Below are 23,515 nucleotides of genomic sequence, written 5' to 3' on the forward strand. Positions count from 1 at the left end.
TTCCGTGTGCCATCGCCAACCTGCTGTCGCGCCGACTCGATCCCCCCGGTCCCTGTGCGCGCCAGTTGCCCACGGAGCCTCCGATGACCGACACCACCGATCGCGACGAACGCCATCTGGCGCGCATGCTGCGCAAAAAAGCGGTAATCGACGAACGCATTGCCAACTCGCCCAACGAATGCGGCCTGCTGCTGGTACTCAGCGGCAACGGCAAGGGCAAGAGCAGCTCGGCCTTCGGCATGCTGGCGCGGGCCCTGGGCCACGGCATGCAATGTGGCGTGGTGCAGTTCATCAAGGGCCGCAACAGCACCGGCGAGGAGCTGTTCTTCCGCCGCTTCCCCGAACAGGTGCGCTACCACGTGATGGGCGAGGGCTTTACCTGGGAAACCCAGGACCGCCAGCGCGACATCGCCGCCGCCGAGGCTGCCTGGGCGGTTTCGCGCCAGTTGCTGCAGGACCCGGCCATCGGTTTTGTAGTGCTCGATGAGCTCAACATCGCCCTCAAGCACGGCTACCTCGACCTCGATCAGGTGCTCGGCGACCTGCAGGCACGCCCACCGATGCAGCATGTGATCGTCACCGGCCGCGGCGCCAAGCCCGAGATGATCGAGCTGGCCGACACCGTGACCGAGATGGGCATGGTCAAGCATGCCTTCCAGGCCGGCATCCGTGCCCAGAAGGGCGTGGAACTATGAGGCAAACCCGTCATTGCCCGGCGGTGCTGATCGCGGCACCTGCATCTGGCCAGGGCAAGACCACGGTGACGGCCGCACTGGCGCGCCTGCACCGCAACCAGGGGCGCAAGGTCCGGGTGTTCAAGTGTGGCCCGGACTTTCTCGACCCGATGATTCTGGAGCGCGCCAGTGGCGCCCCGGTGTACCAGCTGGACCTGTGGATGGTCGGCGCCGAGGAAAGCCGGCGCCTGCTGTGGGAAGCCGCCGCCGACGCCGACCTGATCCTGATCGAAGGGGTGATGGGGCTGTTCGACGGTACGCCGTCCAGCGCCGACCTGGCGCGGCATTTCGGCGTGCCGGTGCTGGCGGTGATCGACGGCACGGCCATGGCCCAGACCTTCGGCGCGCTGGCCCTGGGCCTGGCGCGCTACCAGCCCGACCTGCCGTTTGCCGGCGTGCTGGCCAACCGTGTGGGCTCGCTGCGTCACGCGCAACTGCTCGAAGGCAGCCTGACCGAAGGCCTGCGCTGGTACGGCGGGCTGTCGCGGGAAACCGGCATCGAACTGCCCAGCCGCCACCTGGGCCTGGTGCAGGCCAGTGAACTGACCGACCTGGACCTGCGCCTGGACGCCGCCGCCAACGCCCTGGGCGACAGCTGCGAGTCGGCCCTGCCGCCGGCGGTGGCCTTCGATGCGCCGCAGCCGCGCAGCATCGAGCCACTGCTGGCCGGCGTGCGGATCGGCGTGGCGCGCGACGAAGCCTTCGCATTCACCTATGGCGCCAGCCTGGACCTGTTGCGCGAGATGGGCGCACAGCTGAGCTTCTTCTCGCCGATCCACGACCGCCTGCTGCCAGACTGCGACAGCCTGTACCTGCCCGGCGGCTACCCTGAGCTGCACCACCATGCGCTGGCCGCCAACACGCCGATGCTGGCGGCGATCCGGGCCCATCACCAGGCCGGCAAGCCCTTGCTGGCCGAATGCGGCGGCATGCTCTACCTGCTCGATGCACTGACCGATGTGGCCGGCGAACGGGCCGAACTGGCCGGCCTGCTGCCGGGCGAGGCGGTGATGCAGAAGCGCCTGGCGGCCCTGGCCCTGCAAGCGGTAGAGCTGCCCGAGGGCACCCTGCGCGGGCATACCTATCACCATTCGCTGACCAGCACCGCGCTCGAACCCATCGCCCGCGGGCAAAGCCCCAACGGCGGGCGCGGCGCCGAGGCGGTGTACCGTTGCGGCCGGCTGACGGCCTCGTATGTGCATTTCTACTTCCCGTCCAACCCGTCTGCGCTGGCGGCGCTGCTGGCACCATGAGCGACCAGGCCTTCAACGACGCCGAGCGCGCGGCGGTCTACCGCGCCATCGGCGAACGTCGCGACATGCGCCATTTCAGCGGCGGCGAGGTGGCCCCCGAGCTGCTGGCACGCCTGCTGCAGGCGGCGCACCAGGCCCCGAGCGTGGGTCTGATGCAGCCCTGGCGTTTCATCCGCATCACCCGTCGCGAGCTGCGCCAGCAGATCCAGGCGCTGGTGGAGCAGGAGCGGGTGCGCACCGCCGAGGCACTGGGGCAGCGTTCTGACGATTTCATGCGGCTCAAGGTCGAGGGCATCAACGATTGCGCCGAGGTGCTGGTGGCGGCGCTGATGGACGGGCGCGAGGCGCACATCTTCGGCCGTCGCACCTTGCCGGAAATGGACCTGGCCTCGCTGTCGTGCGCCATCCAGAACCTGTGGCTGGCGGCCCGTGCCGAGGGCCTGGGCATGGGCTGGGTGTCGCTGTTCGAACCGCAGGCACTGGCCGACCTGCTGGGCATGCCGGCCGGTGCCAAACCGCTGGCGGTACTGTGCCTGGGCCCGGTCGAGGCGTTCTACGAGGCGCCCATGCTGGTGCTCGAAGGCTGGGCCCGCGAGCGGCCATTGAGCGAGATGCTCTACGAAAACCATTGGGGAGAGCGTTGATGAGTGTGGCCTTGCTGAGTGTGGCCGGGGTGGCGCTGGATGCCTTGCTGGGCGAGCCCCGGCGTGCGCACCCGCTGGTCGCGTTCGGCCGTTATGCCGGACGCCTGGAACAACGCTTCAATGCCGGCGGTCGTGGCTGGCGCAGCCATGGCGTCACCGCGTGGTTTCTGGCGGTGGTGCCCCTGACTTTGCTGGTGACTGTGCTGTCGTGGCTGCCCTACATCGGCTGGCTGGTGGAGATACTGGCGCTGTACTGCGCGCTGGGCCTGCGTAGCCTTGGCGAACATGTACGGCCCGTGGCCGAGGCGCTGCGTGGCGGCGACCTGGACGAAGCGCGCCGCCGCGTGGGCTACCTGGTCAGCCGTGAAACCGACGAACTGGATGACACCGCCGTGGCGCGTGCCGCCACCGAATCGGTGCTGGAGAACGGTAGTGATGCAGTGTTCGCCGCCCTGTTCTGGTTCGTGGTGGCGGGGGCGCCAGGTGTGGTGCTGTATCGCCTGAGCAATACCCTGGATGCCATGTGGGGCTATCGCAACGAGCGCTTCGAGCGCTTTGGCTGGGCCGCAGCGCGCATCGACGATCTGCTCAACTATATTCCGGCGCGGCTGGTGGCCCTGACCTACGCGGTGCTGGGCAGGACGCGCCTGGCACTGAGCTGCTGGCGCCGTCAGGCGCCGTTGTGGGACAGCCCCAACGCCGGCCCGGTGATGGCAGCTGGCGCCGGTGCGCTGGGTGTCGAGCTGGGCGGCGCGGCGGTGTACCACGGCGAGCTGCACCAGCGCCCGCAACTGGGCGAAGGCCCGCCGGCCGATGCTGACGCCATCGAGCGTGGTTGGCAACTGGTGTGCAAGGGCGTGTGGTTGTGGTTGCTGCTGTTGTGCGTGGGGGCGCAATTCTATGCTTGAACACGGTGGTCGTTTGCAACGGGCGGTGCTGGAGTACGGCATCGCAGTGCAGGACTGGGTCGACCTGTCCAGCGGCATCGCGCCGTGGCCCTTCGCGATCCCCGAGATCCCGTTGCGCGCCTGGGCACGCCTGCCCGAAACCGACGATGGCCTGGAGCAGGCGGCCCGCGAGTACTACGGCGTGCCGCAACTGCTGCCGGTGGCCGGGTCCCAGGCCGCCATCCAGGCCCTGCCGCGCTTGCGTCGCAGTGGCAAGGTCGGTGTGCTGTCGCCGTGCTACGCCGAACATGCCGAGGGCTGGCGGCGCGCCGGGCACCGCGTGCGTGAAGTCGGCGAGGCCGAGGTGGAGTTCTTTCTCGACAGCCTCGATGTGCTGGTGGTGGTCAACCCCAACAACCCCACCGGGCGCCTGTTGAGCGCCGAGCGCCTGCTGGGCTGGCACGCCCGCCTGGCCCAGCGCGGTGGCTGGCTGGTGGTGGATGAAGCGTTCATGGACAACACCCCGCAACACAGCATCGCCGCCGAAACCTGGCGCAACGGGCTGATCGTGCTGCGCTCGTTCGGCAAGTTCTTCGGCCTGGCCGGTGTACGCCTGGGCTTCGTGCTGGCCGAACGCCAACTGCTGCAGCTGCTGGCCGAACAACTGGGGCCCTGGTCGATCGCCGGGCCCACGCGGATGCTGGGCCAGGCCTGCCTGCTCGACCATGGCGCCCAGCAGCGCCAGATCACCCGCTGCGCCGAGGCCAGCACACGCCTGGCGCAGGTACTCGATGCTGCCGGCTTCACGCCGGCCGGCGGCTGCGACCTGTTCCAGTACCTGGAGCTTGCCCACGCCGCGCAGTTGCACCAGTTCATGGCGCGGCGCGGCATCCTGCTGCGCCTGTTCGAGCACCTGGGCAGCCTGCGTTTCGGCCTGCCGGCCACCGACACCGATTGGCAGCGCCTGGTCCAGGCGCTGGACGACTACCGCAAGGAACACCCATGACCACCCTGATGGTGCAAGGCACCACCTCCGATGCCGGCAAGAGCACCCTGGTGACCGCGCTGTGCCGCTGGCTGGCGCGCCAGGGCGTGGGTGTCGTGCCGTTCAAGCCGCAGAACATGGCACTCAACAGTGCGGTGACGGCCGACGGCGGCGAAATCGGCCGTGCCCAGGCGGTGCAGGCCCAGGCCGCCGGGCTGGCGCCGCATACCGACATGAACCCGGTACTGCTCAAGCCCAACAGCGAGACCGGAGCCCAGGTGATCGTGCATGGCCGCGCGGTCACCAGCATGAACGCGGTGGCCTATCACGACTACAAGGCCATCGCCATGCAGGCGGTACTGGCCTCGCACCAGCGCCTGAGCGACGCCTACCCGGTGGTGATGGTGGAGGGCGCGGGCTCGCCGGCCGAAATCAACCTGCGGGCCGGGGACATCGCCAACATGGGGTTTGCCGAGGCGGTCGACTGCCCGGTGATCCTGATCGCCGATATCAACCGCGGCGGGGTGTTCGCACACCTGGTCGGCACCCTGGAGCTGCTGTCGCCCAGCGAGCAGGCGCGGGTCAAGGGCTTCGTGATCAACCGCTTTCGTGGCGACATCGCCCTGCTGCAGCCCGGCCTGGACTGGCTCGAGGCGCGTACCGGCAAGCCGGTGCTGGGCGTGCTGCCGTATGTGCTGGACCTGCATCTGGAAGCCGAGGATGGCCTGGACCGGCGCCAGGGCCAGAAAGCCGCGCAGGTGCTCAAGGTGATCGTGCCGGTGCTGCCGCGCATCAGCAACCATACCGACTTCGACCCGCTGCGCCTGCATCCGCAGGTGGATCTGCAGTTCATCGGGCCGGGCGACGCGATACCGCCGGCCGACCTGATCATCCTGCCGGGCTCCAAGAGCGTGCGCAGCGACCTGGCGCACCTGCGCGAGCGCGGCTGGGAAGAGGCGATAACCCGCCACCTGCGCTACGGCGGCAAACTGCTGGGCATCTGTGGTGGCCTGCAGATGCTCGGGACCTACGTGCATGACCCACTGGGCCTTGAAGGCGCCGCCGGCAGCAGCGCGGGCCTGGGCTGGCTGGACTACAGCACGCAGCTGGAGGCCGAGAAGCAGCTGCGCAATGTCAGCGGCACGCTGAACCTGGAGCAGGCGCCCGTCAGTGGCTACGAGATCCATGCCGGGGTCACCCGCGGGCCGGCGCTGGCGCAGCCCGCCGTACAGTTGGCCGACGGTCGCAGCGATGGCGCGGTCAGCGCCGACGGGCAGATCCTGGCCACCTACCTGCACGGCCTGTTCGAGTCGCCGCATTCGTGCACGGCGCTGCTGCGCTGGGCTGGCCTGAACGATGTGCAGCAGGTGGACTACCATGCTCTGCGTGAACTGGACATCGAACGCCTGGCCGACCTGGTGGACACGCACCTGGACGGCGCCCGGCTTCGTCAACTCTGCGGGCTGGACTGACATGCTCAAGCTGATTCTTGGCGGCGCCCGATCGGGCAAGAGCCGCCTGGCCGAACAATACGCCGTCGACAGCGCGCTGGCGGTGACCTATATCGCCACCAGCGAGCCGCTGGACGGTGAAATGAATGCTCGCGTGCAACTGCACCGTGCGCGTCGCCCTGCCGAGTGGGCGCTGATCGAGGAGCCGCTGGCGCTGGCGCAGGTGCTGCGCGAAACCGCCGCGCCCGAGCGTTGCCTGCTGGTGGACTGCCTGACCCTGTGGCTGACCAACCTGCTGATGCTCGAGGACCCCGAGCGCCTGGCCGCCGAGCGCGATGCACTGCTGGACTGCCTGGCGCAGTTGCCGGGTGAAATCATCCTGGTCAGCAACGAGACCGGCCTGGGCGTGGTGCCCATGGGCGAGCTGACCCGTCGTTACGTCGATGAAGCCGGCTGGCTGCATCAGGCCATTGCCGAACGTTGCCAGCACGTGGTGCTGACCGTTGCCGGCCTGCCACTTACGCTCAAGGGAGCCTGAACATGAGTCAAAACTGGTGGCAGAACGCGTGTCAGCCGATCAACCTGGCTGTGCGCGAACAGGCGCTGGAGCGCCAGCGCGAGCTGACCAAGCCAGCCGGCTCACTGGGCCGGCTGGAGCAGGTTGCGGTGGAGCTGGCCGGCTTGCAGGGCAAGCTCAAGCCTGGCGTGCGGCAGGTATGGATCGCGATTTTCGCGGGCGATCACGGCGTGGTGGCCGAGGGGGTTTCGGCCTATCCGCAGGTGGTCACGCGGCAGATGCTGCAGAACTTCGTCGGCGGCGGCGCAGCCATCAGCGTGCTGGCCCGCCAGTTGGGTGCGCAGCTGGAGGTGGTCGACCTGGGGACGGTCGACCTGACCCTGGAACTTGCCGGTGTACGCCATCTGCGCATCGGGGCGGGCACCGCCAACTTCGCCCAGGTGCCGGCAATGACCGCCGAGCAGGGGCGCCTGGCGCTGCAGGCCGGGCGCGAGAGCGCCTTGCGTGCGCGTGACGCCGGGGCGCAACTGTTCATCGGCGGCGAAATGGGCATCGGCAACACGGCCTCTGCCAGTGCGGTGGCCAGTGCATTGCTCAAATGCACCCCTGGCGAGCTGACCGGCCCCGGCACTGGCCTGAATGCTGCCGGTGTCGAACACAAGACCCGCGTGATCGAGCGCGCGCTGCTCACCCACGCGGCGCTGGCCGACGACCCATTGGAGCAGCTGTTGTGCTTTGGCGGCTTCGAGATTGCCGCGCTGGTGGGGGCGTACCTGGCGTGCGCGCAGCAAGGCATCGTGGTGCTGGTGGACGGTTTTATCTGCACCGTGGCGGCGCTGGTTGCAACGCGCATCAACCCCGGTTGCCGGGCCTGGCTGCTGTTCGGTCATCGCGGCGCCGAGCCCGGACACCAGCGGGTGCTCGAAGCGTTGCAGGCGCAACCGCTGCTGGAGCTGGGCCTGCGCCTGGGCGAGGGCAGCGGGGCGGCGCTGGCGGTACCGCTGCTGCGCATGGCCTGCGACCTGCACGGGCAGATGGCGACCTTCGCCGAGGCGGCGGTGGCGGACCGCGATACATGATCGTCGACCTGCTGCGTCATGGTGAAACCGAACTGGGCGGTGGGCTGCGCGGCAGCCTGGACGACGCGCTGACCGAACTTGGCTGGGCGCAGATGCGTGCGGCTGTGGTCGAGGGCGGGCCGTGGACGCGGATCATCAGCTCGCCGCTGCAGCGCTGCGCGCGATTTGCCGAAGAACTTGCCGGTCAGGTGGGCGTGCCCATGCAACTGGAGGCCGGCCTGCAGGAGCTGCACTTCGGCGACTGGGAGGGGCGCAGCACCGCCGACCTCATGCTTACCGACGAACAGGGCCTGGGGCTGTTCTGGGCCGACCCTTATGCCTTCACGCCGCCGGGTGGCGAGCCGGTCACGGCGTTTGCCGAGCGGGTGCTGGCGGCCATGGCGCGGGCGTATCAGGCCCACGCCGGCGAGCGCGTGCTGCTGGTGACCCACGGCGGCGTGATGCGCCTGCTGCTGGCCCGTGCCCGCGGCCTGCCGCGCGAGCAGCTGCTGCAGGTGGTGGTCGGGCACGGCGCGGTGCACCGTCTGCATTGCGCGGCCGACGGTCGTTTCACGGAAGCCGCCTGATGCAGGCGTTCTGGATTGCCCTGCAGTTTCTCAGCAGCCTGCCGGTGCGCCTGGCGGGCATGCCCGCGCCCGAGCAGATGGGGCGCTCCCTGCTGTGCTACCCGCTGGTGGGGCTGTTGTTCGGCGGGGTGCTGTGGGCGGCCAGCGCGCTGCTGGCGGACAGCCCGCCGATGCTGCAGGCGGCCCTGCTGCTGTGCATCTGGGTGTGGTTGAGCGGTGCGTTGCACCTGGATGGCCTGGCCGACAGCGCCGATGCCTGGCTGGGCGGGTTCGGCGATCGCGAACGCACCCTGACGATCATGAAGGACCCGCGCAGCGGGCCGATTGCGGTGGTGACGCTGGTACTGGTGCTGCTGCTCAAGTTCTGCGCGATGCTCGCGCTGGTCGACAGCGGGCAGGCGGTGGGCCTGCTACTGGCACCGGTACTGGGGCGGGCGGCGATGCTGGGGTTGTTCCTGTGCACGCCGTATGTGCGCGCAGGCGGCCTGGGACAGGCGCTGGCCGAGCATCTGCCACGTGGCGAAGCCAAGGCGGTGTTGCTGGCGACCGGTTTGGGGTGCCTGGTGCTGGCGGGATGGAACGGTATCCTGGCCGTGGGCGTGGCGCTGCTGGTGTTCGCGCTGCTGCGCCAGGTGATGCTCAAGCGCCTGGGGGGCACCACCGGGGATACAGCAGGGGCGTTGCTGGAGCTGCTGGAGCTGGCGGTGGTGGTAAGCCTGGCACTCTGAAGGGGCCATCAGGAGCTCTTCGCTGCGGTCATGAATCCGTAGTGTTTTGCAACTGAATGCAGCGCGTGGTCAGCCTTCGCAAGCGCTAGCCTTACGTCCCTCTGTCTTTGCGGGGTGCCCCGATGCGCAACCAACTGCTGGCCTGCCTTGTCGCCTGTTCGTCCCTGCCGGCCCACGCCGCCGACCTGATCGACTTCTGGAACACGCCGCGCCATGGCGGCAACAGCTTCAACCGCCTGCCGCCCGACCAGGCCTATTTCGAGGCGCTGCACGGCTACGGGGCGAGCTGGGTGCGGTTGTCCTATGACAAGTGGCAAGCGGCGCAGCGTGATTTTCTGCTCGGTAATGCCGATACCTACCAAGGGCTGCCGGCCGCCGACCTTGCCACGCTCAAGGCCACCCTGGACCGCGCGCACGCCGCAGGCCTCAAGGTCGTTATCACGCCCCTCTCACTGCCCGGCATGCGCTGGGCACAGAACAACGCCGGCCAGTTCGATGACCGGCTCTGGCAGGACAAGGCCTACTGGGCCCAGGCCGCCGACTTCTGGCGTGACCTGGCGCGGGCGCTCAAGGACCATCCTGCCGTGGCGGCCTACAACCTGATCAACGAACCGGCGCCCGAGAAACTCGGCGGCCTGGCCGAGCACGCCAGCGCCGAGCAGATGCGCGCCTGGTACCGACAGCAGCAGGGCAGCACCCGCGACCTGCCGGCGCTGTATCGCCAGTTGGTGGCGGCGATACGCGAAGTCGATCCACTTACCCCGATCATGCTCGATGCCGGCTGGCACGCCGCAGCCGATGCCTTCGAGTACTGGCCTGGCGCGCTCGACGACCAGCGCCTGCTCTACAGCTTTCACATGTACGAACCCTACGCGGCCACCAGCGCGCCCAACCTGGAGCGCGCCACGCCCTATGCCTACCCTGGGCCCGCGCCCTTTGGCGGCAGCGTTGCGCAATGGAACAAGGCCCGGGTGCAGCAGTATCTGCAGCGCCCGCTGGACTGGGCCGGCAGGCACGCGGTGCCGGCCAATCGCCTGGTGGCCGGCGAGTTCGGCTGCATGCGCCGCTGGGCGGGCTGTACCGCCTATCTGGAGGATGTACTGGGCACCCTCGATCGCCAGCAGGTGCACTGGGCCTTCTACAGCTTTCGCGAAGACAGTTGGGACGGGATGGACTACGAGCTGGGCAGCGCCAAAGTGCCGTGGGCTTATTGGCAGGCGATCGAAAAGGGCCTGCCGGACCCGCTCAAGCGCACGCCCTCCAGCCTGTTGGAACCGATTCGAAAACGCCTTGCCCTCAATGGCGTACCCCACTGAACGCTTGCATCCTGATAACTACGGGTATATACACGCATCTATGTTGAAGAGCCATTGCATCTGTACTCATCTGCGCCGGGCCGCCCGTGGGGTCAGCCGGCACTATGACGAAGCCCTTGTGGGCTTCGGCATCAATGTCGCCCAGTTTTCCCTGCTGCGGCATCTGCAGCGTCTCGATCAGCCCAGCATCTCGGTGCTGGCCGAGTCCATGGGCCTGGATCGCAGCACGCTGGGTCGCAACGTGCGGGTGCTGGAAGCCGACGGCCTGGTGGCGTTGGCCGAAGGTGTCGACTTGCGCAACCGCATCGTACTGCTGACGGAGAAGGGCCTGGCGCGCCTGGTGGCCGCCACGCCTGCCTGGGAGCAGGCCCAGGATGCCCTGGTGAGCAACCTGGGCGAAGGGCAGCGCGATGAACTGGTGCGCCTGTTGGAACAGTTGGCTTGAGCGTACTACACCAATAAGCGGGTATATACCCGTGTAACCTTGCGGCGGTCTGGGAGAACAAGAATGACATCGGTATGGCGCACGAGCGGTTGGGTGCTGTTGGGGGCGGCGCTGATCCTGGCATTGTCGCTGGGGGTGCGGCATGGCTTCGGCCTGTTCCTGGCGCCGATGAGCGCCGAATTCGGCTGGGGGCGCGAAGTGTTCGCCTTCGCCATCGCCTTGCAGAACCTGATCTGGGGCCTGGCCCAGCCGTTTGCCGGTGCCCTGGCCGATCGCCTGGGCGCGGCCAAGGTGGTGATCATCGGCGGCATTCTCTACGCCGTGGGGCTGGTGATGATGGGCATGGCGGACTCGGCGTGGTCACTGTCGCTCAGTGCCGGGCTGCTGATCGGCATCGGCCTGTCGGGCACCTCGTTCTCGGTGATCCTGGGTGTGGTAGGACGTGCCGTGCCGGCAGACAAGCGCAGCATGGCCATGGGCATCGCCAGCGCCGCAGGCTCCTTCGGCCAGTTCGCGATGCTGCCGGGCACCCTGGGCCTGATCGGCTGGCTGGGCTGGTCGGCGGCATTGCTGGTGCTGGGCCTGCTGGTGGCCTTCATCGTGCCGCTGGTGGGCATGCTGCGCGATAACCCGCTGCCCAGCCAGGGGCACGAACAGACCCTGATGCAGGCGCTGCGCGAAGCCTGTTCGCACTCGGGCTTCTGGTTGCTGGCGCTGGGCTTTTTCGTGTGCGGTTTCCAGGTGGTGTTCATCGGCGTGCACCTGCCGGCTTACCTGGTCGACCAGCACCTGCCGGCCACCATCGGCACCACGGTGCTGGCACTGGTCGGGCTGTTCAATATCGTCGGCACCTACACCGCCGGCTGGCTGGGCGGGCGCATGTCCAAGCCGCGCCTGTTGACCACCCTGTACCTGCTGCGGGCGGTGGTGATCGTGCTGTTCCTGTGGGCGCCGGTGACCCAGTTCAGCGCCTACCTGTTCGGTATCGCCATGGGCCTGCTGTGGCTGTCGACCGTGCCGCTGACCAACGGCACCGTCGCCACCCTGTTCGGGGTGCGCAACCTGTCCATGCTGGGCGGCATCGTCTTTCTGTTCCATCAGTTGGGCGCATTCCTGGGCGGCTGGCTGGGCGGTGTGGTGTACGACCGTACCGGCAACTATGACCTGGTGTGGCAGATCTCGATCCTGCTCAGCCTGCTGGCTGCCGCGCTCAACTGGCCGGTGCGCGAGCGCCCGGTGGCGCGGCTGCAGGCGCGGCCGGAGGCGGCATGACCGCGCGCCTGGTAGCGTTGGTGCTGGCTGGCCTGATGCTGGCGCTGGTGTGGTGGGGCTGGCACCAGGGTGGTCTGGCGCTGATGCAGTTGGGCATGGGCGTGTGCTAGGCGTAAGCTGAACCCCTGCACTCAGGCAAGGGAGACGCACCATGTACGCACGCTGGCTGTTGGTACCGCTATTGATCCTGGTTGGTTCGGGGGCCGTGCTGGCCGCCGACTGCCCGGCCTTGCTGCAGGGCGAGTTGCCCAAGCTGCGCGCCAAGGAACAGGTGAACCTGTGCGAGCGCTTCGCCGGCAAGCCGCTGGTGGTGATCAACACCGCCAGCTATTGCGGCTTCGCGCCGCAATTCGAAGGGCTCGAGAGCACCTACAAGGCTTATCACGGGCAGGGCCTGGAAATGCTCGGGGTGCCGTCCAACGACTTCAAGCAGGAAGACGCCGACAGCGAGAAGACCGCCAAGGTGTGCTATGCCAACTACGGCGTGACCTTCACCATGACCGAGCCACAGAAGGTGCGCGGCGACGACGCCACGCCGCTGTTTCGCGAGCTGGCCAGGCAGAGCAATGCGCCCAGGTGGAATTTCTACAAGTATGTGGTCGATCGCCAGGGCAAGGTGGTGGCCAGCTTCTCCAGCCTGACCAAGCCGGACGACCCGGCGTTCAGGGCTGCCATTGAGAAGGCCATCGCCTCGCAGCCCTGAGGTGGGCTCAGGCCTTGCCCGGGTGGACGGTCCAGGCCACCAGCTTGAGCACGATCGGCCGTACCACCAGCACGCAGGCGAAGGCCACCGGCATGGCCAGCTGGTAGGCCTTGAGCACATTGGCCAGGTAATGCTCGCCGACGCCGCTGTTGGCGGCGGTGATCACGAAGCACATCAGCAGCGCCATGATCGACGACATGTAGAACGCGAATACGTAGGGGGTGGCGCGTACGCCGAGTTTCAGGCGTGGGCGAGGGCGGGTCTGGCTGGTCATGCAGGCTCCTGAGGGTAGGGGAGGCGCCAGACTAGCAGGCTGCCAGGGTACGAGGTAGACGACGCCAGCTTAGGTCTTTATAAAGAGAACCTTACGAATCCTGGAGTTTGGCCGTGAACCTGTTGGGCTCGATACGCAGTTTCATCAAGGTGGTCGAGGCTGGCAGCATCGCCGGTGGGGCCCGCACCCTGGGCTTGAGCGCCGCCGCAGTGAGCCAGAACATCGCGCGCCTGGAAGCCCATCTGCAAGTGCGCCTGCTGGCCCGCACCACCCGCAGCATGGCGTTGACGCCCAATGGTCGCGCCTATTACGACAAGGTCAGGCATGTGGAGCGTGATCTGGAGCTGGCGCAGCTGGCCGTCACGGCCGATGACGGCGAACCCCAGGGCCGGTTGTGCATATCCTCTTCTTCGGCCTTCGCGCGCTATGTGCTGGCGCCCCTGATGCCGGCATTCAACCTGCGCTATCCGCAGCTTTCAATTGAATTGCTTACGAGCGACCGGCGTGTGGACCACGCGCGCGAGTCGATTGACGTGAGTGTGCGCATCACCCCCCAGCTGGAAGACGGCCTGCTGGCGCGGCACGTTGCCCAGATCCCGTTCATCTGTTGCGCAGCGCCTGCCTACCTGGAGCGTGCCGGCCGGCCCGGCACCCCGGAAGCCTTGAAGGGGCATCGCTGCCTGGTGTTCCGTTACCCGGTGGACGGCCGCTTTCTGCGATGGGGCTTTGTGCGTGACGGCCTGCGTTTCGATGCCGAGTTCGGGGATGTGTCGATCAGCGATGACATCGACGTGCTGGCGCAGATGGCGGTGATGGGGGGTGGGATCGTGCGCCTGGCCGAGTTCGTGGCGCGGCCTTACCTGGAGAACGGGCAACTGGTGCCGCTGTTCGAATATGCCCAACCCCACCAGGCCTATGCACAGACCTCGCCCATGGACATCTACCTGTGCGTGGCCGACCGCTCGGCGCTGACGTCCAAGGTGCGAGCCTTCATGGCGTATGTGGAGGACTGCCTGGCGCAGGCCTGGCGCGTGCGCGCACGGGCATAAAAAAACCGCCTTTGGAAGGCGGTTTTTTCATGCAACAGCGATCAGAAGCGGTAGGTCAGCGAAGCACCCAGGCCGTGTGCACTGTTTTCGTACTTGGCGTTGTACGAGCCCTTGAACGAAGGGTCGGTGATGGCGGTGCTCTGGTGAATCTTGACGTCTTCTTCCATCAGGTACGAGTAGGCCACGTCGATGGTCATGTCGTCGCTCGGGTTCCAGCCGGCGCCCAGGCTGAACACCTTGCGGTCGCCGGTTGGGATGCGTGGCGAACGGTTCTGGTTGTTGGCTGGCGACTGGTCGACGGAGAAGCCGGCGCGCAGGGTCCATTCCTTGTTCAGCTTGTAGGCAGCGCCGATGGCGTGGGCCCAGGTGTCGTGCCAGTTCTGTTCTTCGGCGATCTGGCCCAGTGCCGGTGCCAGTGGCCCGGTGCCCTCGTTGTTGACCACGATGGACTCCAGGCGGCTCCAGCGGGTCCAGGTGCTGCCCGCGTACAGGGTCCAGTTGTCATCCAGTTCGTGGGTGACCGAGAAGTCGACCGACTCGGGGGTCTTGATCTTCAGCGAGGCGTCGAACTTGCTGCCGCTGAACGGGCCGAAGCCCGGGCCGCTGATCTTGGTGTCGCCCTTGAGCTTGTAGTCGACCATCGAGTGGTAGGTCAGGCCGACGCGGGTTCTGTCGGTGGCCTGCACCATCACGCCGATGTTGTAGCCGACGGCGGTGTCGTCACCGGTGATCTTGACCTTGCCGTCGTTGCTGCCTGGGGTGGCGCGGTTCAGCGCGGCGGACTCCAGGGTGCCGTCGATACGGTTGATGGTCGGGCCGAAACCGATCGAGACCTTGTCGTTGAAGGCGTAGCTGATGGTCGGTTGCAGGGTCACGACCTGAACTTCGCTCTTGCTGCCGAAGTAGCGGCCGGCAAAGCCGTGCTCGTAGTCGGTGATCAGGCCGAAAGGCACGTAGACCCCGAAGCCGAATGCCCAGTGGTCATCGATCGGCTTGACGTAGTAGCCCATCGGTACGCCAACCACGGGGACCATGTCGCCGTCGTTGCTGCCGCCGAAGGTGCCGCTGCCCCTGATGTCGGACTTGGCAATGATGGCCGCGCCGCCGACGGTCACTTGTTCGCGTTTGAGGCGGGACATGCCGGCAGGGTTGCCAAACACGGTGCTGGCGTCATCGGCAGAAGAAGAACGACCCGCGAAACCTGTGCCCATGCCGCTGATGCTTTGCTCGTTGAGGGCAAAACCGCTGGCGAAGAGTTGAGTTGATGCGAAAGCGACAGCGAGGCCGAGTGAGGATTTGAGTATTACTTTTTTCATTATTAGAACTCCATGGGATCACCGGAGCGCAAAGTATCAACAATTTTGGACGTGCGCTATAGGCTCTAAATCAGGAGATACCGCGTTTTTGTAGGACAATCCGACCAGATACGCTGATTTTATCCGGTTGTTTGAAAATGGTTCTCAGCAGGCCTGGAGTGCCGGTTTGCCGACGCATGCCTGCCAGGCCTGGGTGAAGTCGCGTAAACGGGCGTGGGGCTGGAATGTTTGACGCCAGATTCTTGCGAGACCTAGCAGGTCGTCGGATTCTGGTAGCGGCAGCGCCTTTTCTTCGACCAGCATCCAGGCGATGGCGGTGGCGTAGCGCAGGTTGACGGTCAGTTCCAGGTGCGGGCCGCTGAGGAACGCGTGCTGGCTGGCGAGGCCGCGGACCAGGCTGGCCAGTTCGGGGTCGTGGGCCAGGAACTGGTCCCAGATCGATTGGTGGCGCAGTTCGCCGATGCGGTACAGGCCGTGGCCACGGCGGTCGTGCAGGGCCGAACCCATGCCCGACTGGCTGGCTGCGATGCCCAGCAGCAGGGCTTCGGCGCTGGGGCAGTAGCGGCCCAGGTACAACAGGGTGGGGCGGATGACGAATTCACTCAACTCGCTCGCGGCGATAGCCATAATGCCCTCGAACTTCGTAAATGGCCGGCGGGACGCTGGTGCTTGGCAGCAGGTGGGTCGGGGTCAGGCCCGCCGGAAGCGGGCAAGGCCGCTTGAGTTGAAGTGTAGTGTCATATCTATGCTGTAAAGGACTGTTTTTAAATCGATTGTGGTGGCTTGGCATAACCCATATGACGCTTGGGTATTAGGCCGTGGGGGTTAAAGCGCTTTCGGTGGTTGGGGTTTGGCCAATGAATCCGGGCCTTGCAGAGGGCAGGTCGAGCGCGGCGGTCACTGAATTTCAGGCATAAAAAAGCCCCGCCAACCGGCAGGGCTTCTTGCGTCTCAGACGACCATCAGGCAACCAGTGCCTGGCGAGTCCGGTCAATCACCGCTTGCAGCGGCTCAGCACTCTCGTACTGCTCCGGATACAGACGCTCGCTGTGACGAGCAATGCCGTGTTCATTGACCAGGGTAAAGCTGAAGCTGCCTTTGCGCGCCGCATGGATCATGCAGTTCAACGGGGCAAATGCCTGGGTAAGGGTGCGAATGGCAGCCTGAGTATGGATGGATGTATTCATAGTTATTAGATGTTCCTGCAAAAGACACAGCATAAGAGCCGTGTTCATATAAAACGTTCCAGTAACGCAAAGCTTTAGGGCTAGAGCGAAGAACCTGACTGGAACAGGGCAGCCAGAGGTAAGCGCATTGATTAGGTGGCGCCAGGGCTGACTGGTAGGTACTAGGAAGACAGGCAACACGTCAGGGCTAAGGTTCTGCGCCGCTGTGTGAAGATCCTGTTCAATCTGCAGGGTGACTCGCCAAGAGTAGGTAATGGTTACCTGGGAGTCATCAAGTGGGCCGGTCCTGGTTTCAACAGGTGCTGTTCCGTTGTCGGATCAGGACGCTGCAAGGACTGCTTTGGCCAGAATTGAGTTTCAGCTTGGTACTAACGCTGGCAACACTACAGCAGTTTCCAGGTTGTGGCAACCCTTTGTGCTTTTCGTGCGCCAAGCCGGCCATTATCTCGATTTCAGGCTGTTCTGTGAAGAGGGCCCCAGGAGGCACCACCGCGCGTGCGGAGCATTTTCGTGCAATCCCGTGCCTCGCTTTGGGGCACCTGTCCACACCTGTAACACCTCTTGTCAATGTGGCGCTACACCGCGGCAGGGCCCTGGCGATGACCAGTTCGAAAGTACAAGTCAATGAAAAAAAACACTTTTTTTAGCTGGTGAAAAAATCGTCAGTTTGAGCGCGGGCCCCATTCTACCGGGGTTTGCGGGGTGTAGGAGGGGGTTGTCCACCGAGTTATCCACAGCTTCTGTGGATTGTCATGCGGGTCTGCTCTAGGACGCGGGTGCCAGCAATGCAGGAAGTGTCTGACAATTTTCGCGGCGCATTTCGGCTCGCGCGAAATGTCTACTGACGTGTCAAAAAAAAACATCGTCTGACGGAAAAAAAGCCTCGAATTCCCTCGGGCCATGCACGAGAAAATCCGGTAGAGTGGCGCGCCTCTCGAGTTGCCTTCGCCGTTTTTTATGAAGTTTCGCAGCAAAACCCCAAGCCCCACTGCCCAACCCCCCGTTGCCGAGCCCCGACGTTTTTCGTTGAAGGTGGCCCTGTGGCTGCTCGACAGCCCGCGCCTGGGCGACAACCCCAACGTCAAGCACTTCGCCGGGCGCCTGCTCAAGCAACCGGCACGCCAGGGTGTGGTGGTGGCGCAGAGCCGGCTGGGGCAGATGCTGTGCCGCGATTGCGGCAACGCCCGTGACCGGCGCATCGGCCACGAGCTGCTGCGCCAGGCTGCCCGGGCCGGTGACCGCAGGGCACAGCTCGAATACGGCCGTCTGTGCACCCAGCCCCAGGTCAACGAGCCGGAGCAGGCACGTTACTGGCTGGAACAAGCTGCCGCGCAGGGCTCCAAAGAAGCCGTGCGGCTGCTCGGGCAACTCACGAGCCACTGATCGACCGCCCGGGGCTGTTAAGCTCTGGGGGATTTCCCTGGGGGTGAGCATGCTGTCTATGGCTGCAATGGATCTGACCAGCATCGTGCTGGGAATGGTGGTGGCGGCTTTGCCCGCTGTGGTGGTGCTGGTGCGTCTGCAACGTCAGCTGGCTGACAGGCAGGCCGCCGCCGCACTGGCCGAGGAGCGCCTGAGCAGTGCGCTGCTGGCGCAGGAGGGCCTGAGCGCGCAACTCGACGCCAGCCGTGACGAAATCAGCGACCTGGGCCAGGCCAATGCCGCCAAGCAGGCCAGCCTGGCCGCTCAGGGCCGCGAGCTGGAGTTGCTGCAGATCGAGCGCGACAACGCACGCGATGCCGCCCATGCCTGGAACCTTGAACGCAACGCCCGTGAAGCCGAGCTGCGCCGCCTCGAAGCGCGCTGCGCCGGCCTTGCCGCCGAACTGCGCGAGCAGCAGGATAGCCACCAGCAGCGCCTGAACGATCTGCAGGGCTCGCGCGACGAGCTGCGTGCACAGTTTGCCGAAATGGCGACGAAGATTTTCGACGAGCGCGAGCAGCGTTTCGCCCAGACCAGCCAGCAGCACCTGGGGCAACTGCTCGACCCGCTCAAGGAGCGTATCCAGTCGTTCGAGAAGCGCGTCGAGGAAAGCTACCAGCAGGAAGCCCGCGAGCGCTTTTCGCTGGGCAAGGAACTCGAGCGCCTGCAGCAGTTGAACCAGCGCCTGAGCGACGAGGCCACCAACCTGACCCAGGCACTCAAGGGCCAGAAGACCCAGGGCAACTGGGGCGAGTTGATTCTGGAGCGGGTGCTGGAACATGCGGGGCTCGAAAAGGGCCGCGAATACCAGACCCAGGTCAGCCTCAAGAGCGCCGATGGCGAGCGTTTCCAGCCCGACGTGCTGATCATGCTGCCCGGCGACAAGCAGGTGGTGGTCGACTCCAAGGTCAGCCTCACGGCCTACCAGCAATATGTAAACGCCAGTGAAACCGACGTGGCCCAGGCTGCGCTCAAGCAGCATGTGCTGTCGCTGCGCAACCATGTCAAAGGCCTCTCGGGCAAGGACTACAACCGCCTCGAGGGCCTGCACAGCCTGGATTTCGTGCTGTTGTTCGTGCCCATCGAGGCGGCGTTTTCGGCGGCGCTGCAGGCCGAGCCCAACCTGTTCCAGGAGGCCTTCGACCGCCAGATCGTGATCGTCAGCCCGACCACGTTGCTCGCCACCCTGCGGGTCATCGACAGCCTGTGGAAACAGGAGCGCCAGAGCCAGAACGCCCGCGAGATCGCCGAGCGCGCCGGCTGGCTGTACGACAAGTTCGTGTTGTTCATCCAGGACCTGGACGAGCTGGGCAACCGCCTGCAACAGGTCGACAAGGCCTATGCCGCGGCGCGCAACAAGCTCTGCGAGGGGCGCGGCAACCTGATCAGTCGCAGCGAGCAGCTCAAGCTGCTCGGCGCGCGGGCCAGCAAGAGCCTGCCGGCCGACCTGCTGGAGCGCGCCATGGGCGGCACCGACAACCTTGCCGAAGGCCTTACTGCACCAGGCTCAGATGACGATTGAGCAGGGCACGCAGGGCCGCCGGCTTGACCGGCTTGCTCAGGTAGTCGAGGCCGGCGGCATGTACCCGCGCCACGGTCTCGCCGTGGCCGTCGGCACTGATCACCACCCCCGGCACCGGCTCGCCCAGGCGCGTGCGTAGCCAGGCCATCAGTTCGGTACCGATTTCGCCGTTGTCCAGGTGGTAGTCCACCAGCGCCAGATGCGGGCGCAGGCCCTTGTCGAGCAGGGCGGCGCATTCCTCGCGGTTGCGCGCCGTCGACACCAGGCAACCCCAGCGGCTGAGCAGGCTGTTCATGCCGATCAGGATGCTGTCTTCGTTGTCCACGCACAGCACCTGCAACCCCGCCAGCGGCTGGCCGGCCTGTTCGGCTGGCTTGGCCTGGGCCGGGCTCGCGGCGCTGGCCAGCGGTACGCTGACGCGGAACACGCTGCCCTTGCCGGGCGATGAGCGCACCTCCAGCGGGTGGCCGAGCACCTTGCACAGGCCGTCGGCGATCGCCAGGCCCAGGCCCAGGCCTTTTTCGGCGCGGGTCTGGTGGCTGTCCAGGCGCTTGAATTCCTCGAAGATCACCTGCAGCTTGTCGTCGGCAATGCCCGGGCCGCGGTCCCATACTTCCAGCCACAGGCGGTCCCCGGCGCGGCGCACGCCCAGCAGGATCGGGCTCTTGCCATAGCGGAAGGCGTTGGTGAGGAAGTTCTGCAGGATACGCCGCAGCAGCTTGACGTCGCTGTGCACCCGCAGCTTGCTGCCACGCACGCGAAAATCCAGGCCCTGCTGCTGGGCCAGTACCTTGAACTCGGCACCCAGGGCGTCGAACAGTTCGCTGAGGGCGAACGGCTTGGCGTCCGGGTTGATCTTGCCGTTCTCCAGGCGCGAGATGTCCAGCAGGTCGCTGATCAGCTCTTCGGCCGAACGCAGGGCGCTGTCCATGTGCTGCACCAGTTGCTGGGCGTCGCCCGACAGGCCCTCTTCCTGGTGCGACAACGCGGCGGAGAACAGCCGTGCGGCGTTCAGCGGCTGCATCAGGTCGTGGCTCACGGCCGCCAGGAAGCGGGTCTTGGACTTGTTGGCCGCTTCGGCATGGCTCTTGGCCTCGGTCAGCGCCAGGTTCAGTTGCGACAGCTCGTGGGTTCGCTCGGCCACGCGCTGCTCCAGGCCTTCGTTGGCGTCCTTGAGGGCCTGCTCGGCCTCGCGGAAGGGGGTGATGTCGGTAAAGCTCATCACGAACCCGCCGCCGGGCATGGGGTTGCCGATCAGCTCGATCACCCGGCCATTGGGGAACAGCCGCTCGGAGGTGTGCGCGCGCCCCTGACGCATCCAGTGCAGGCGCCGCGCCACATGCACCTGGGCCTCGCCCGGGCCGCACAGGCCGCGTTCGGCGTTGTAGCGGATGATGTCGGCAATCGGCCGGCCGACACTGATCAGCCCGTCGGGGTAGTTGAACAGTTCCAGGTAGCGACGGTTCCAGGCCACCAGGCGCAGCGACTGGTCGACCACGCTGATGCCCTGGCTGATGTTCTCGATGGCCCCTTGCAGCAGGGCGCGGTTGAACTGCAGCACCTCGGAAGCTTCGTCGGCGATGCGTACCACGTCCTCCAGCTGCATGTCGCGGCCTTCGATGGCCGCCTTGACCACGGCGCGGGTCGAGGAGGTGCCGAGCACGCCGGACAGCAGGCGCTCGGTGTGCTCGATCCATTCGCCGTCGGCGTTCTGGTTGGGGTTGAAGCCCTTGCCCTGGCGATAGGCGAAGCGGATGAAGCTCTGGCGCGCACGCTCTTCGCCGACAAAGCGCGCGGCCAGGTGCAGCAGGTCGTCGATCTGTACCGCCAGCAGCGAACGGCTGCTGGGCCGCGCGCTGGTTTCCTGGCCAATGAAGCGCCCGGCCTGCCAGTGCTCCGATACCCGCGTGCGCGACAGGATCGAAACCCAGGCGAACACCGTGAAGTTGCCTGCCAGCGACAGCACCACGCCCTGGGTCAGCGGGGTGATCGGCAGGTTGAGCGGGTTGCCGTGCAGCCAGGCCAGGCCCGGGAACAGCTCCAGCGACCAGCCCACGCTGTGGGCGGCAATCGGCAGTACCAGGGTGTAGAACCACAGGAAGGTGCCGGTGGCCAGGCCGGCGAACACGCCGCGGCGGTTGGCCTGCTTCCAGTACAGCGCACCGAGCATGGCCGGGGCCAGTTGGGTGACGGCGGCAAAGGCGACCTGGCCGATGGTGGCCAGGCTGGCGGTGGAACCCAGCAGGCGGTAGCTGACGTAGGCCAGCAGCAGGATCACCACGATGGTCACCCGGCGTACCGTGAGCATCCAGTGGCGGAACACCTCGAACGGGCGCTCGGCGTTGTTGCGCCGCAGCAGCCAGGGCAGCAGCATGTCGTTGGAGACCATGGTCGACAGCGCCACGGCCTCGACGATGACCATGCCGGTGGCGGCCGAGGCGCCGCCGATAAAGGCCAGCAAGGCCAGCGCCGGGTGTGCTTCGGCCAGCGGCAGGCTGATCACGAACGAGTCCGGCAGCACCGAGTTGGGCAGCAGCATCTGCCCGGCCAGGGCAATCGGCACCACGAACAGCGCGGCGAGGATAAGGTAGGCCGGAAACACCCAGCGTGCCAGGCGCATATCCTGCGGTTCGATGTTCTCCACCACGGTGACATGGAACTGGCGCGGCAGGCAGATGATCGCCATCATCGCCACGCCGGTCTGCACGATCATCGACGGCCAGTTGATGGTTTCCTGCCAGTAGCCGTCAAGGGCGGGCGCCAGGCGGGCCTGGCTGAACAGGTCGTCGAAGCCGTCATACAGACTGAAGGTGATGAACGCGCCCACGGCGAGAAACGCCAGCAGCTTGACCAGCGATTCGAAGGCGATGGCCAGCACCATGCCGCGGTGGTGCTCGGTCACATCCAGGCTGCGGGTACCGAACACGATGCTGAACAGCGCCAGCACCAGCGACACCACCAGCGCGGTGTCCTGCACGCGGCTGCCGGTGGCATCGGCCCCGGCACCGATCAGCAGGTTGACCCCCAGCACGATGCCCTTGAGCTGCAAGGCGATGTACGGCAGCACGCCCACCAGGCAGATCAGCGCCACCACCACGGCCAGGGTCTGGGACTTGCCGTAGCGCGCGGCAATGAAGTCGGCGATGGAGGTGATGTTCTCCTGCTTGCTGATCAGCACCATCTTCTGCAGCACCCAGGGTGCAAACAGCATCAGCAGTACTGGCCCCAGGTAGATGGGCAGAAAGGCCCAGAGTTGTTCGGCGGCCTGGCCGACCGCGCCGAAGAAGGTCCAGCTGGTGCAGTACACCGCCAGCGACAGGCTGTACACCCACGCGCGCAGGCGGGGCGGCAGCGGGGTGCTGCGCCGGTCGCCGTAGAAGGCGATGGCGAACATGATGGCCATATAGGCCAGGGCGACCAGGGCGATCAGCCCGCTGGACAGCGACATGAAAACTCCGAACGAAAAAACGGTAACGGCCAACCACGATCAATCAGTCTGGCACGCCGTTCTCACTTCGTCAGCGCCGACGAAGGTCGCAGTGGCAGAGCGTCGCAGTGCTCAGTCGCGCAGGGCCAGTTCGACCAGTTCATGCAGCTGCTGCAGGCTCGGGGGCGCTTCGGCGAACAGAATGCGAAACACCGTGGGAGCCACCAGCAGGTCGAGCAGCCGTTCCACCCCGGGGCCGGCTTCGCCACGCTGCTGCGCGCGGTCCAGCAAGGTCTGCAACTGGCCGCGCAGCAGGGTGGTGCAGTAGCCGGGGCAGGCGCTGCTGAGCACGTCGCGCATCATGTGTCGGCCGGGCTCGGAGCTCATCTCGTCCAGATACTGCTCGGCCCAGGCCAGCAGGTCGCCGCGCAAGGTGCCGGTGTCGAGGGGTTCACTGTCGGGGTGCAGGCGCTCCACCGCCACGTCGGCCAGCAGCGCCGCCAGTTCACCCCAGCGCCGGTAGATGGTCGAGGGGGTGACGCCGGCACGTGCGGCCACCATGGGTACGGTCAGGCTCGCGCGGTCCTGCTCCTGGAGCAGGGCCCGCACGGCGCTGTGCACCGATTGCTGGACACGGGCGCTGCGACCGCCCGTGCGAATACCTTCTTTGATCGCCATGGCGCGACCTTAACACAAAGGGTTTGCGTTAAGGATTAAGGGCGCGCAGACTGCACAAAA

The 23,515-nt window shown here is 66.3% G+C and carries 23 protein-coding genes; 17 read left to right on the top strand and 6 right to left on the bottom strand.

Annotation, left to right across the window (positions count from 1 at the left end):
• Nucleotides 1–83 precede the first annotated feature (83 nt).
• From cobO to FW760_RS10525, 14 genes are all read left to right on the top strand, one after another.
• The gene (gene cobO, locus FW760_RS10460; protein ID WP_054914693.1) at nt 84–695 is read left to right on the top strand and encodes a cob(I)yrinic acid a,c-diamide adenosyltransferase; all 612 of its coding nucleotides are present in this window, start codon (nt 84–86) and stop codon (nt 693–695) included.
• Nucleotides 692–1,987, top strand: a complete 1,296-nt coding sequence (locus FW760_RS10465; protein ID WP_043862540.1) for a cobyrinate a,c-diamide synthase — start codon at nt 692–694, stop codon at nt 1,985–1,987. Before cobO ends, FW760_RS10465 begins: the two co-directional genes overlap by 4 nt.
• The gene (bluB, locus tag FW760_RS10470) at nt 1,984–2,631 is read left to right on the top strand and encodes a 5,6-dimethylbenzimidazole synthase (protein ID WP_043862539.1); all 648 of its coding nucleotides are present in this window, start codon (nt 1,984–1,986) and stop codon (nt 2,629–2,631) included. The genes FW760_RS10465 and bluB overlap by 4 nt, the downstream gene beginning before the upstream one ends.
• Complete coding sequence (cbiB, locus tag FW760_RS10475) at nt 2,631–3,539, top strand: adenosylcobinamide-phosphate synthase CbiB (protein ID WP_104572054.1); 909 nt, start codon at nt 2,631–2,633, stop codon at nt 3,537–3,539. The genes bluB and cbiB overlap by 1 nt, the downstream gene beginning before the upstream one ends.
• A complete protein-coding gene (cobD, locus tag FW760_RS10480; protein WP_116052137.1) occupies nt 3,532–4,524 on the top strand; it encodes a threonine-phosphate decarboxylase CobD in 993 nt (330 codons plus the stop codon). The genes cbiB and cobD overlap by 8 nt, the downstream gene beginning before the upstream one ends.
• Nucleotides 4,521–5,975 carry a cobyric acid synthase gene (locus FW760_RS10485; RefSeq protein ID WP_104572055.1) on the top strand — a complete coding sequence of 485 codons (1,455 nt, stop codon included), beginning with the start codon at nt 4,521–4,523 and terminating at the stop codon, nt 5,973–5,975. Before cobD ends, FW760_RS10485 begins: the two co-directional genes overlap by 4 nt.
• Nucleotide 5,976: 1 nt before the next feature.
• A complete protein-coding gene (gene cobU / locus FW760_RS10490) occupies nt 5,977–6,492 on the top strand; it encodes a bifunctional adenosylcobinamide kinase/adenosylcobinamide-phosphate guanylyltransferase (RefSeq protein ID WP_043862535.1) in 516 nt (171 codons plus the stop codon).
• Nucleotides 6,493–6,494: 2 nt separating this feature from the next.
• Nucleotides 6,495–7,550, top strand: coding sequence for a nicotinate-nucleotide--dimethylbenzimidazole phosphoribosyltransferase (cobT, locus tag FW760_RS10495; protein WP_088514024.1), 1,056 nt, complete (start codon nt 6,495–6,497; stop codon nt 7,548–7,550).
• Complete coding sequence (cobC, locus tag FW760_RS10500) at nt 7,547–8,116, top strand: alpha-ribazole phosphatase family protein (RefSeq protein WP_123752775.1); 570 nt, start codon at nt 7,547–7,549, stop codon at nt 8,114–8,116. Before cobT ends, cobC begins: the two co-directional genes overlap by 4 nt.
• Nucleotides 8,116–8,844, top strand: a complete 729-nt coding sequence (locus FW760_RS10505) for an adenosylcobinamide-GDP ribazoletransferase (protein ID WP_327781881.1) — start codon at nt 8,116–8,118, stop codon at nt 8,842–8,844. Before cobC ends, FW760_RS10505 begins: the two co-directional genes overlap by 1 nt.
• A 122-nt stretch (nt 8,845–8,966) precedes the next feature.
• Nucleotides 8,967–10,160 carry a glycoside hydrolase family 5 protein gene (locus FW760_RS10510; protein ID WP_446443776.1) on the top strand — a complete coding sequence of 398 codons (1,194 nt, stop codon included), beginning with the start codon at nt 8,967–8,969 and terminating at the stop codon, nt 10,158–10,160.
• Between the two features lie 40 nt (nt 10,161–10,200).
• On the top strand, nt 10,201–10,605 hold the full coding sequence (locus FW760_RS10515) for a MarR family winged helix-turn-helix transcriptional regulator (RefSeq protein ID WP_043862530.1): 405 nt from the start codon (nt 10,201–10,203) through the stop codon (nt 10,603–10,605).
• A gap of 63 nt (nt 10,606–10,668) precedes the next feature.
• A complete protein-coding gene (locus tag FW760_RS10520) occupies nt 10,669–11,877 on the top strand; it encodes an MFS transporter (protein ID WP_043862529.1) in 1,209 nt (402 codons plus the stop codon).
• Between the two features lie 151 nt (nt 11,878–12,028).
• Nucleotides 12,029–12,580, top strand: a complete 552-nt coding sequence (locus tag FW760_RS10525) for a glutathione peroxidase (RefSeq protein ID WP_054914684.1) — start codon at nt 12,029–12,031, stop codon at nt 12,578–12,580.
• 7 nt (nt 12,581–12,587) lie between these two features.
• Here the strand turns inward: FW760_RS10525 and FW760_RS10530 are convergent, their stop codons facing one another.
• Nucleotides 12,588–12,854 (bottom strand): DUF2798 domain-containing protein, encoded by a 267-nt coding sequence (locus FW760_RS10530; protein ID WP_043862527.1) that lies wholly within the window; start codon nt 12,852–12,854, stop codon nt 12,588–12,590.
• Nucleotides 12,855–12,967: 113 nt separating this feature from the next.
• On the opposite strand from FW760_RS10530, the gene FW760_RS10535 reads away from it, so the two are divergent.
• Nucleotides 12,968–13,903 (top strand): LysR family transcriptional regulator, encoded by a 936-nt coding sequence (locus FW760_RS10535; protein WP_446443777.1) that lies wholly within the window; start codon nt 12,968–12,970, stop codon nt 13,901–13,903.
• Nucleotides 13,904–13,944: 41 nt separating this feature from the next.
• Here the strand turns inward: FW760_RS10535 and FW760_RS10540 are convergent, their stop codons facing one another.
• The 3 genes from FW760_RS10540 to FW760_RS10550 all read right to left on the bottom strand — a co-directional run bounded on the left by FW760_RS10540 (nt 13,945) and on the right by FW760_RS10550 (nt 16,406).
• Nucleotides 13,945–15,219, bottom strand: coding sequence for an OmpP1/FadL family transporter (locus FW760_RS10540; RefSeq protein WP_446443778.1), 1,275 nt, complete (start codon nt 15,217–15,219; stop codon nt 13,945–13,947).
• A 144-nt stretch (nt 15,220–15,363) separates the two neighbouring features.
• Nucleotides 15,364–15,846, bottom strand: a complete 483-nt coding sequence (locus FW760_RS10545; protein ID WP_054914682.1) for a hypothetical protein — start codon at nt 15,844–15,846, stop codon at nt 15,364–15,366.
• A gap of 335 nt (nt 15,847–16,181) precedes the next feature.
• Nucleotides 16,182–16,406, bottom strand: a complete 225-nt coding sequence (locus FW760_RS10550) for a hypothetical protein (protein WP_446443779.1) — start codon at nt 16,404–16,406, stop codon at nt 16,182–16,184.
• Between the two features lie 957 nt (nt 16,407–17,363).
• Here FW760_RS10550 and FW760_RS10555 point away from each other — a divergent pair.
• Nucleotides 17,364–17,789, top strand: coding sequence for a tetratricopeptide repeat protein (locus FW760_RS10555; RefSeq protein ID WP_078479791.1), 426 nt, complete (start codon nt 17,364–17,366; stop codon nt 17,787–17,789).
• A 175-nt stretch (nt 17,790–17,964) separates the two neighbouring features.
• Nucleotides 17,965–19,350: a DNA recombination protein RmuC gene (gene rmuC / locus FW760_RS10560; protein WP_162484864.1), complete on the top strand. Its 1,386-nt coding sequence runs from the start codon at nt 17,965–17,967 to the stop codon at nt 19,348–19,350.
• On the opposite strand, the gene FW760_RS10565 is transcribed toward rmuC, so the two are convergent.
• Together FW760_RS10565 and FW760_RS10570 are read right to left on the bottom strand one after the other, a co-directional pair.
• Complete coding sequence (locus tag FW760_RS10565; protein ID WP_043860010.1) at nt 19,322–22,798, bottom strand: PAS domain-containing hybrid sensor histidine kinase/response regulator; 3,477 nt, start codon at nt 22,796–22,798, stop codon at nt 19,322–19,324. The two genes, rmuC and FW760_RS10565, sit on opposite strands and share 29 nt — an antisense overlap.
• 111 nt (nt 22,799–22,909) lie before the next feature.
• Entirely contained in the window at nt 22,910–23,455 is a 546-nt protein-coding gene (locus FW760_RS10570) for a TetR/AcrR family transcriptional regulator (RefSeq protein WP_043860011.1), read from the bottom strand.
• Between the last annotated feature and the right edge of the window lie 60 nt (nt 23,456–23,515).

This window comes from Pseudomonas sp. 1176_21 (genome assembly GCF_052850635.1).

What these genes read in the sequence shown, in the direction of transcription:
- cobO (WP_054914693.1), top strand. Translation starts at nt 84, where the DNA reads ATGACCGACACCACCGATCGCGACGAACGCCATCTGGCGCGCATGCTG.
- FW760_RS10465 (WP_043862540.1), top strand. Translation starts at nt 692, where the DNA reads ATGAGGCAAACCCGTCATTGCCCGGCGGTGCTGATCGCGGCACCTGCA.
- bluB (WP_043862539.1), top strand. Translation starts at nt 1,984, where the DNA reads ATGAGCGACCAGGCCTTCAACGACGCCGAGCGCGCGGCGGTCTACCGC.
- cbiB (WP_104572054.1), top strand. Translation starts at nt 2,631, where the DNA reads ATGAGTGTGGCCTTGCTGAGTGTGGCCGGGGTGGCGCTGGATGCCTTG.
- cobD (WP_116052137.1), top strand. Translation starts at nt 3,532, where the DNA reads ATGCTTGAACACGGTGGTCGTTTGCAACGGGCGGTGCTGGAGTACGGC.
- FW760_RS10485 (WP_104572055.1), top strand. Translation starts at nt 4,521, where the DNA reads ATGACCACCCTGATGGTGCAAGGCACCACCTCCGATGCCGGCAAGAGC.
- cobU (WP_043862535.1), top strand. Translation starts at nt 5,977, where the DNA reads ATGCTCAAGCTGATTCTTGGCGGCGCCCGATCGGGCAAGAGCCGCCTG.
- cobT (WP_088514024.1), top strand. Translation starts at nt 6,495, where the DNA reads ATGAGTCAAAACTGGTGGCAGAACGCGTGTCAGCCGATCAACCTGGCT.
- cobC (WP_123752775.1), top strand. Translation starts at nt 7,547, where the DNA reads ATGATCGTCGACCTGCTGCGTCATGGTGAAACCGAACTGGGCGGTGGG.
- FW760_RS10505 (WP_327781881.1), top strand. Translation starts at nt 8,116, where the DNA reads ATGCAGGCGTTCTGGATTGCCCTGCAGTTTCTCAGCAGCCTGCCGGTG.
- FW760_RS10510 (WP_446443776.1), top strand. Translation starts at nt 8,967, where the DNA reads ATGCGCAACCAACTGCTGGCCTGCCTTGTCGCCTGTTCGTCCCTGCCG.
- FW760_RS10515 (WP_043862530.1), top strand. Translation starts at nt 10,201, where the DNA reads ATGTTGAAGAGCCATTGCATCTGTACTCATCTGCGCCGGGCCGCCCGT.
- FW760_RS10520 (WP_043862529.1), top strand. Translation starts at nt 10,669, where the DNA reads ATGACATCGGTATGGCGCACGAGCGGTTGGGTGCTGTTGGGGGCGGCG.
- FW760_RS10525 (WP_054914684.1), top strand. Translation starts at nt 12,029, where the DNA reads ATGTACGCACGCTGGCTGTTGGTACCGCTATTGATCCTGGTTGGTTCG.
- FW760_RS10530 (WP_043862527.1), bottom strand. Translation starts at nt 12,854, where the DNA reads ATGACCAGCCAGACCCGCCCTCGCCCACGCCTGAAACTCGGCGTACGC.
- FW760_RS10540 (WP_446443778.1), bottom strand. Translation starts at nt 15,219, where the DNA reads ATGAAAAAAGTAATACTCAAATCCTCACTCGGCCTCGCTGTCGCTTTC.
- FW760_RS10545 (WP_054914682.1), bottom strand. Translation starts at nt 15,846, where the DNA reads ATGGCTATCGCCGCGAGCGAGTTGAGTGAATTCGTCATCCGCCCCACC.
- FW760_RS10550 (WP_446443779.1), bottom strand. Translation starts at nt 16,406, where the DNA reads ATGAATACATCCATCCATACTCAGGCTGCCATTCGCACCCTTACCCAG.
- FW760_RS10555 (WP_078479791.1), top strand. Translation starts at nt 17,364, where the DNA reads ATGAAGTTTCGCAGCAAAACCCCAAGCCCCACTGCCCAACCCCCCGTT.
- FW760_RS10565 (WP_043860010.1), bottom strand. Translation starts at nt 22,798, where the DNA reads ATGTCGCTGTCCAGCGGGCTGATCGCCCTGGTCGCCCTGGCCTATATG.
- FW760_RS10570 (WP_043860011.1), bottom strand. Translation starts at nt 23,455, where the DNA reads ATGGCGATCAAAGAAGGTATTCGCACGGGCGGTCGCAGCGCCCGTGTC.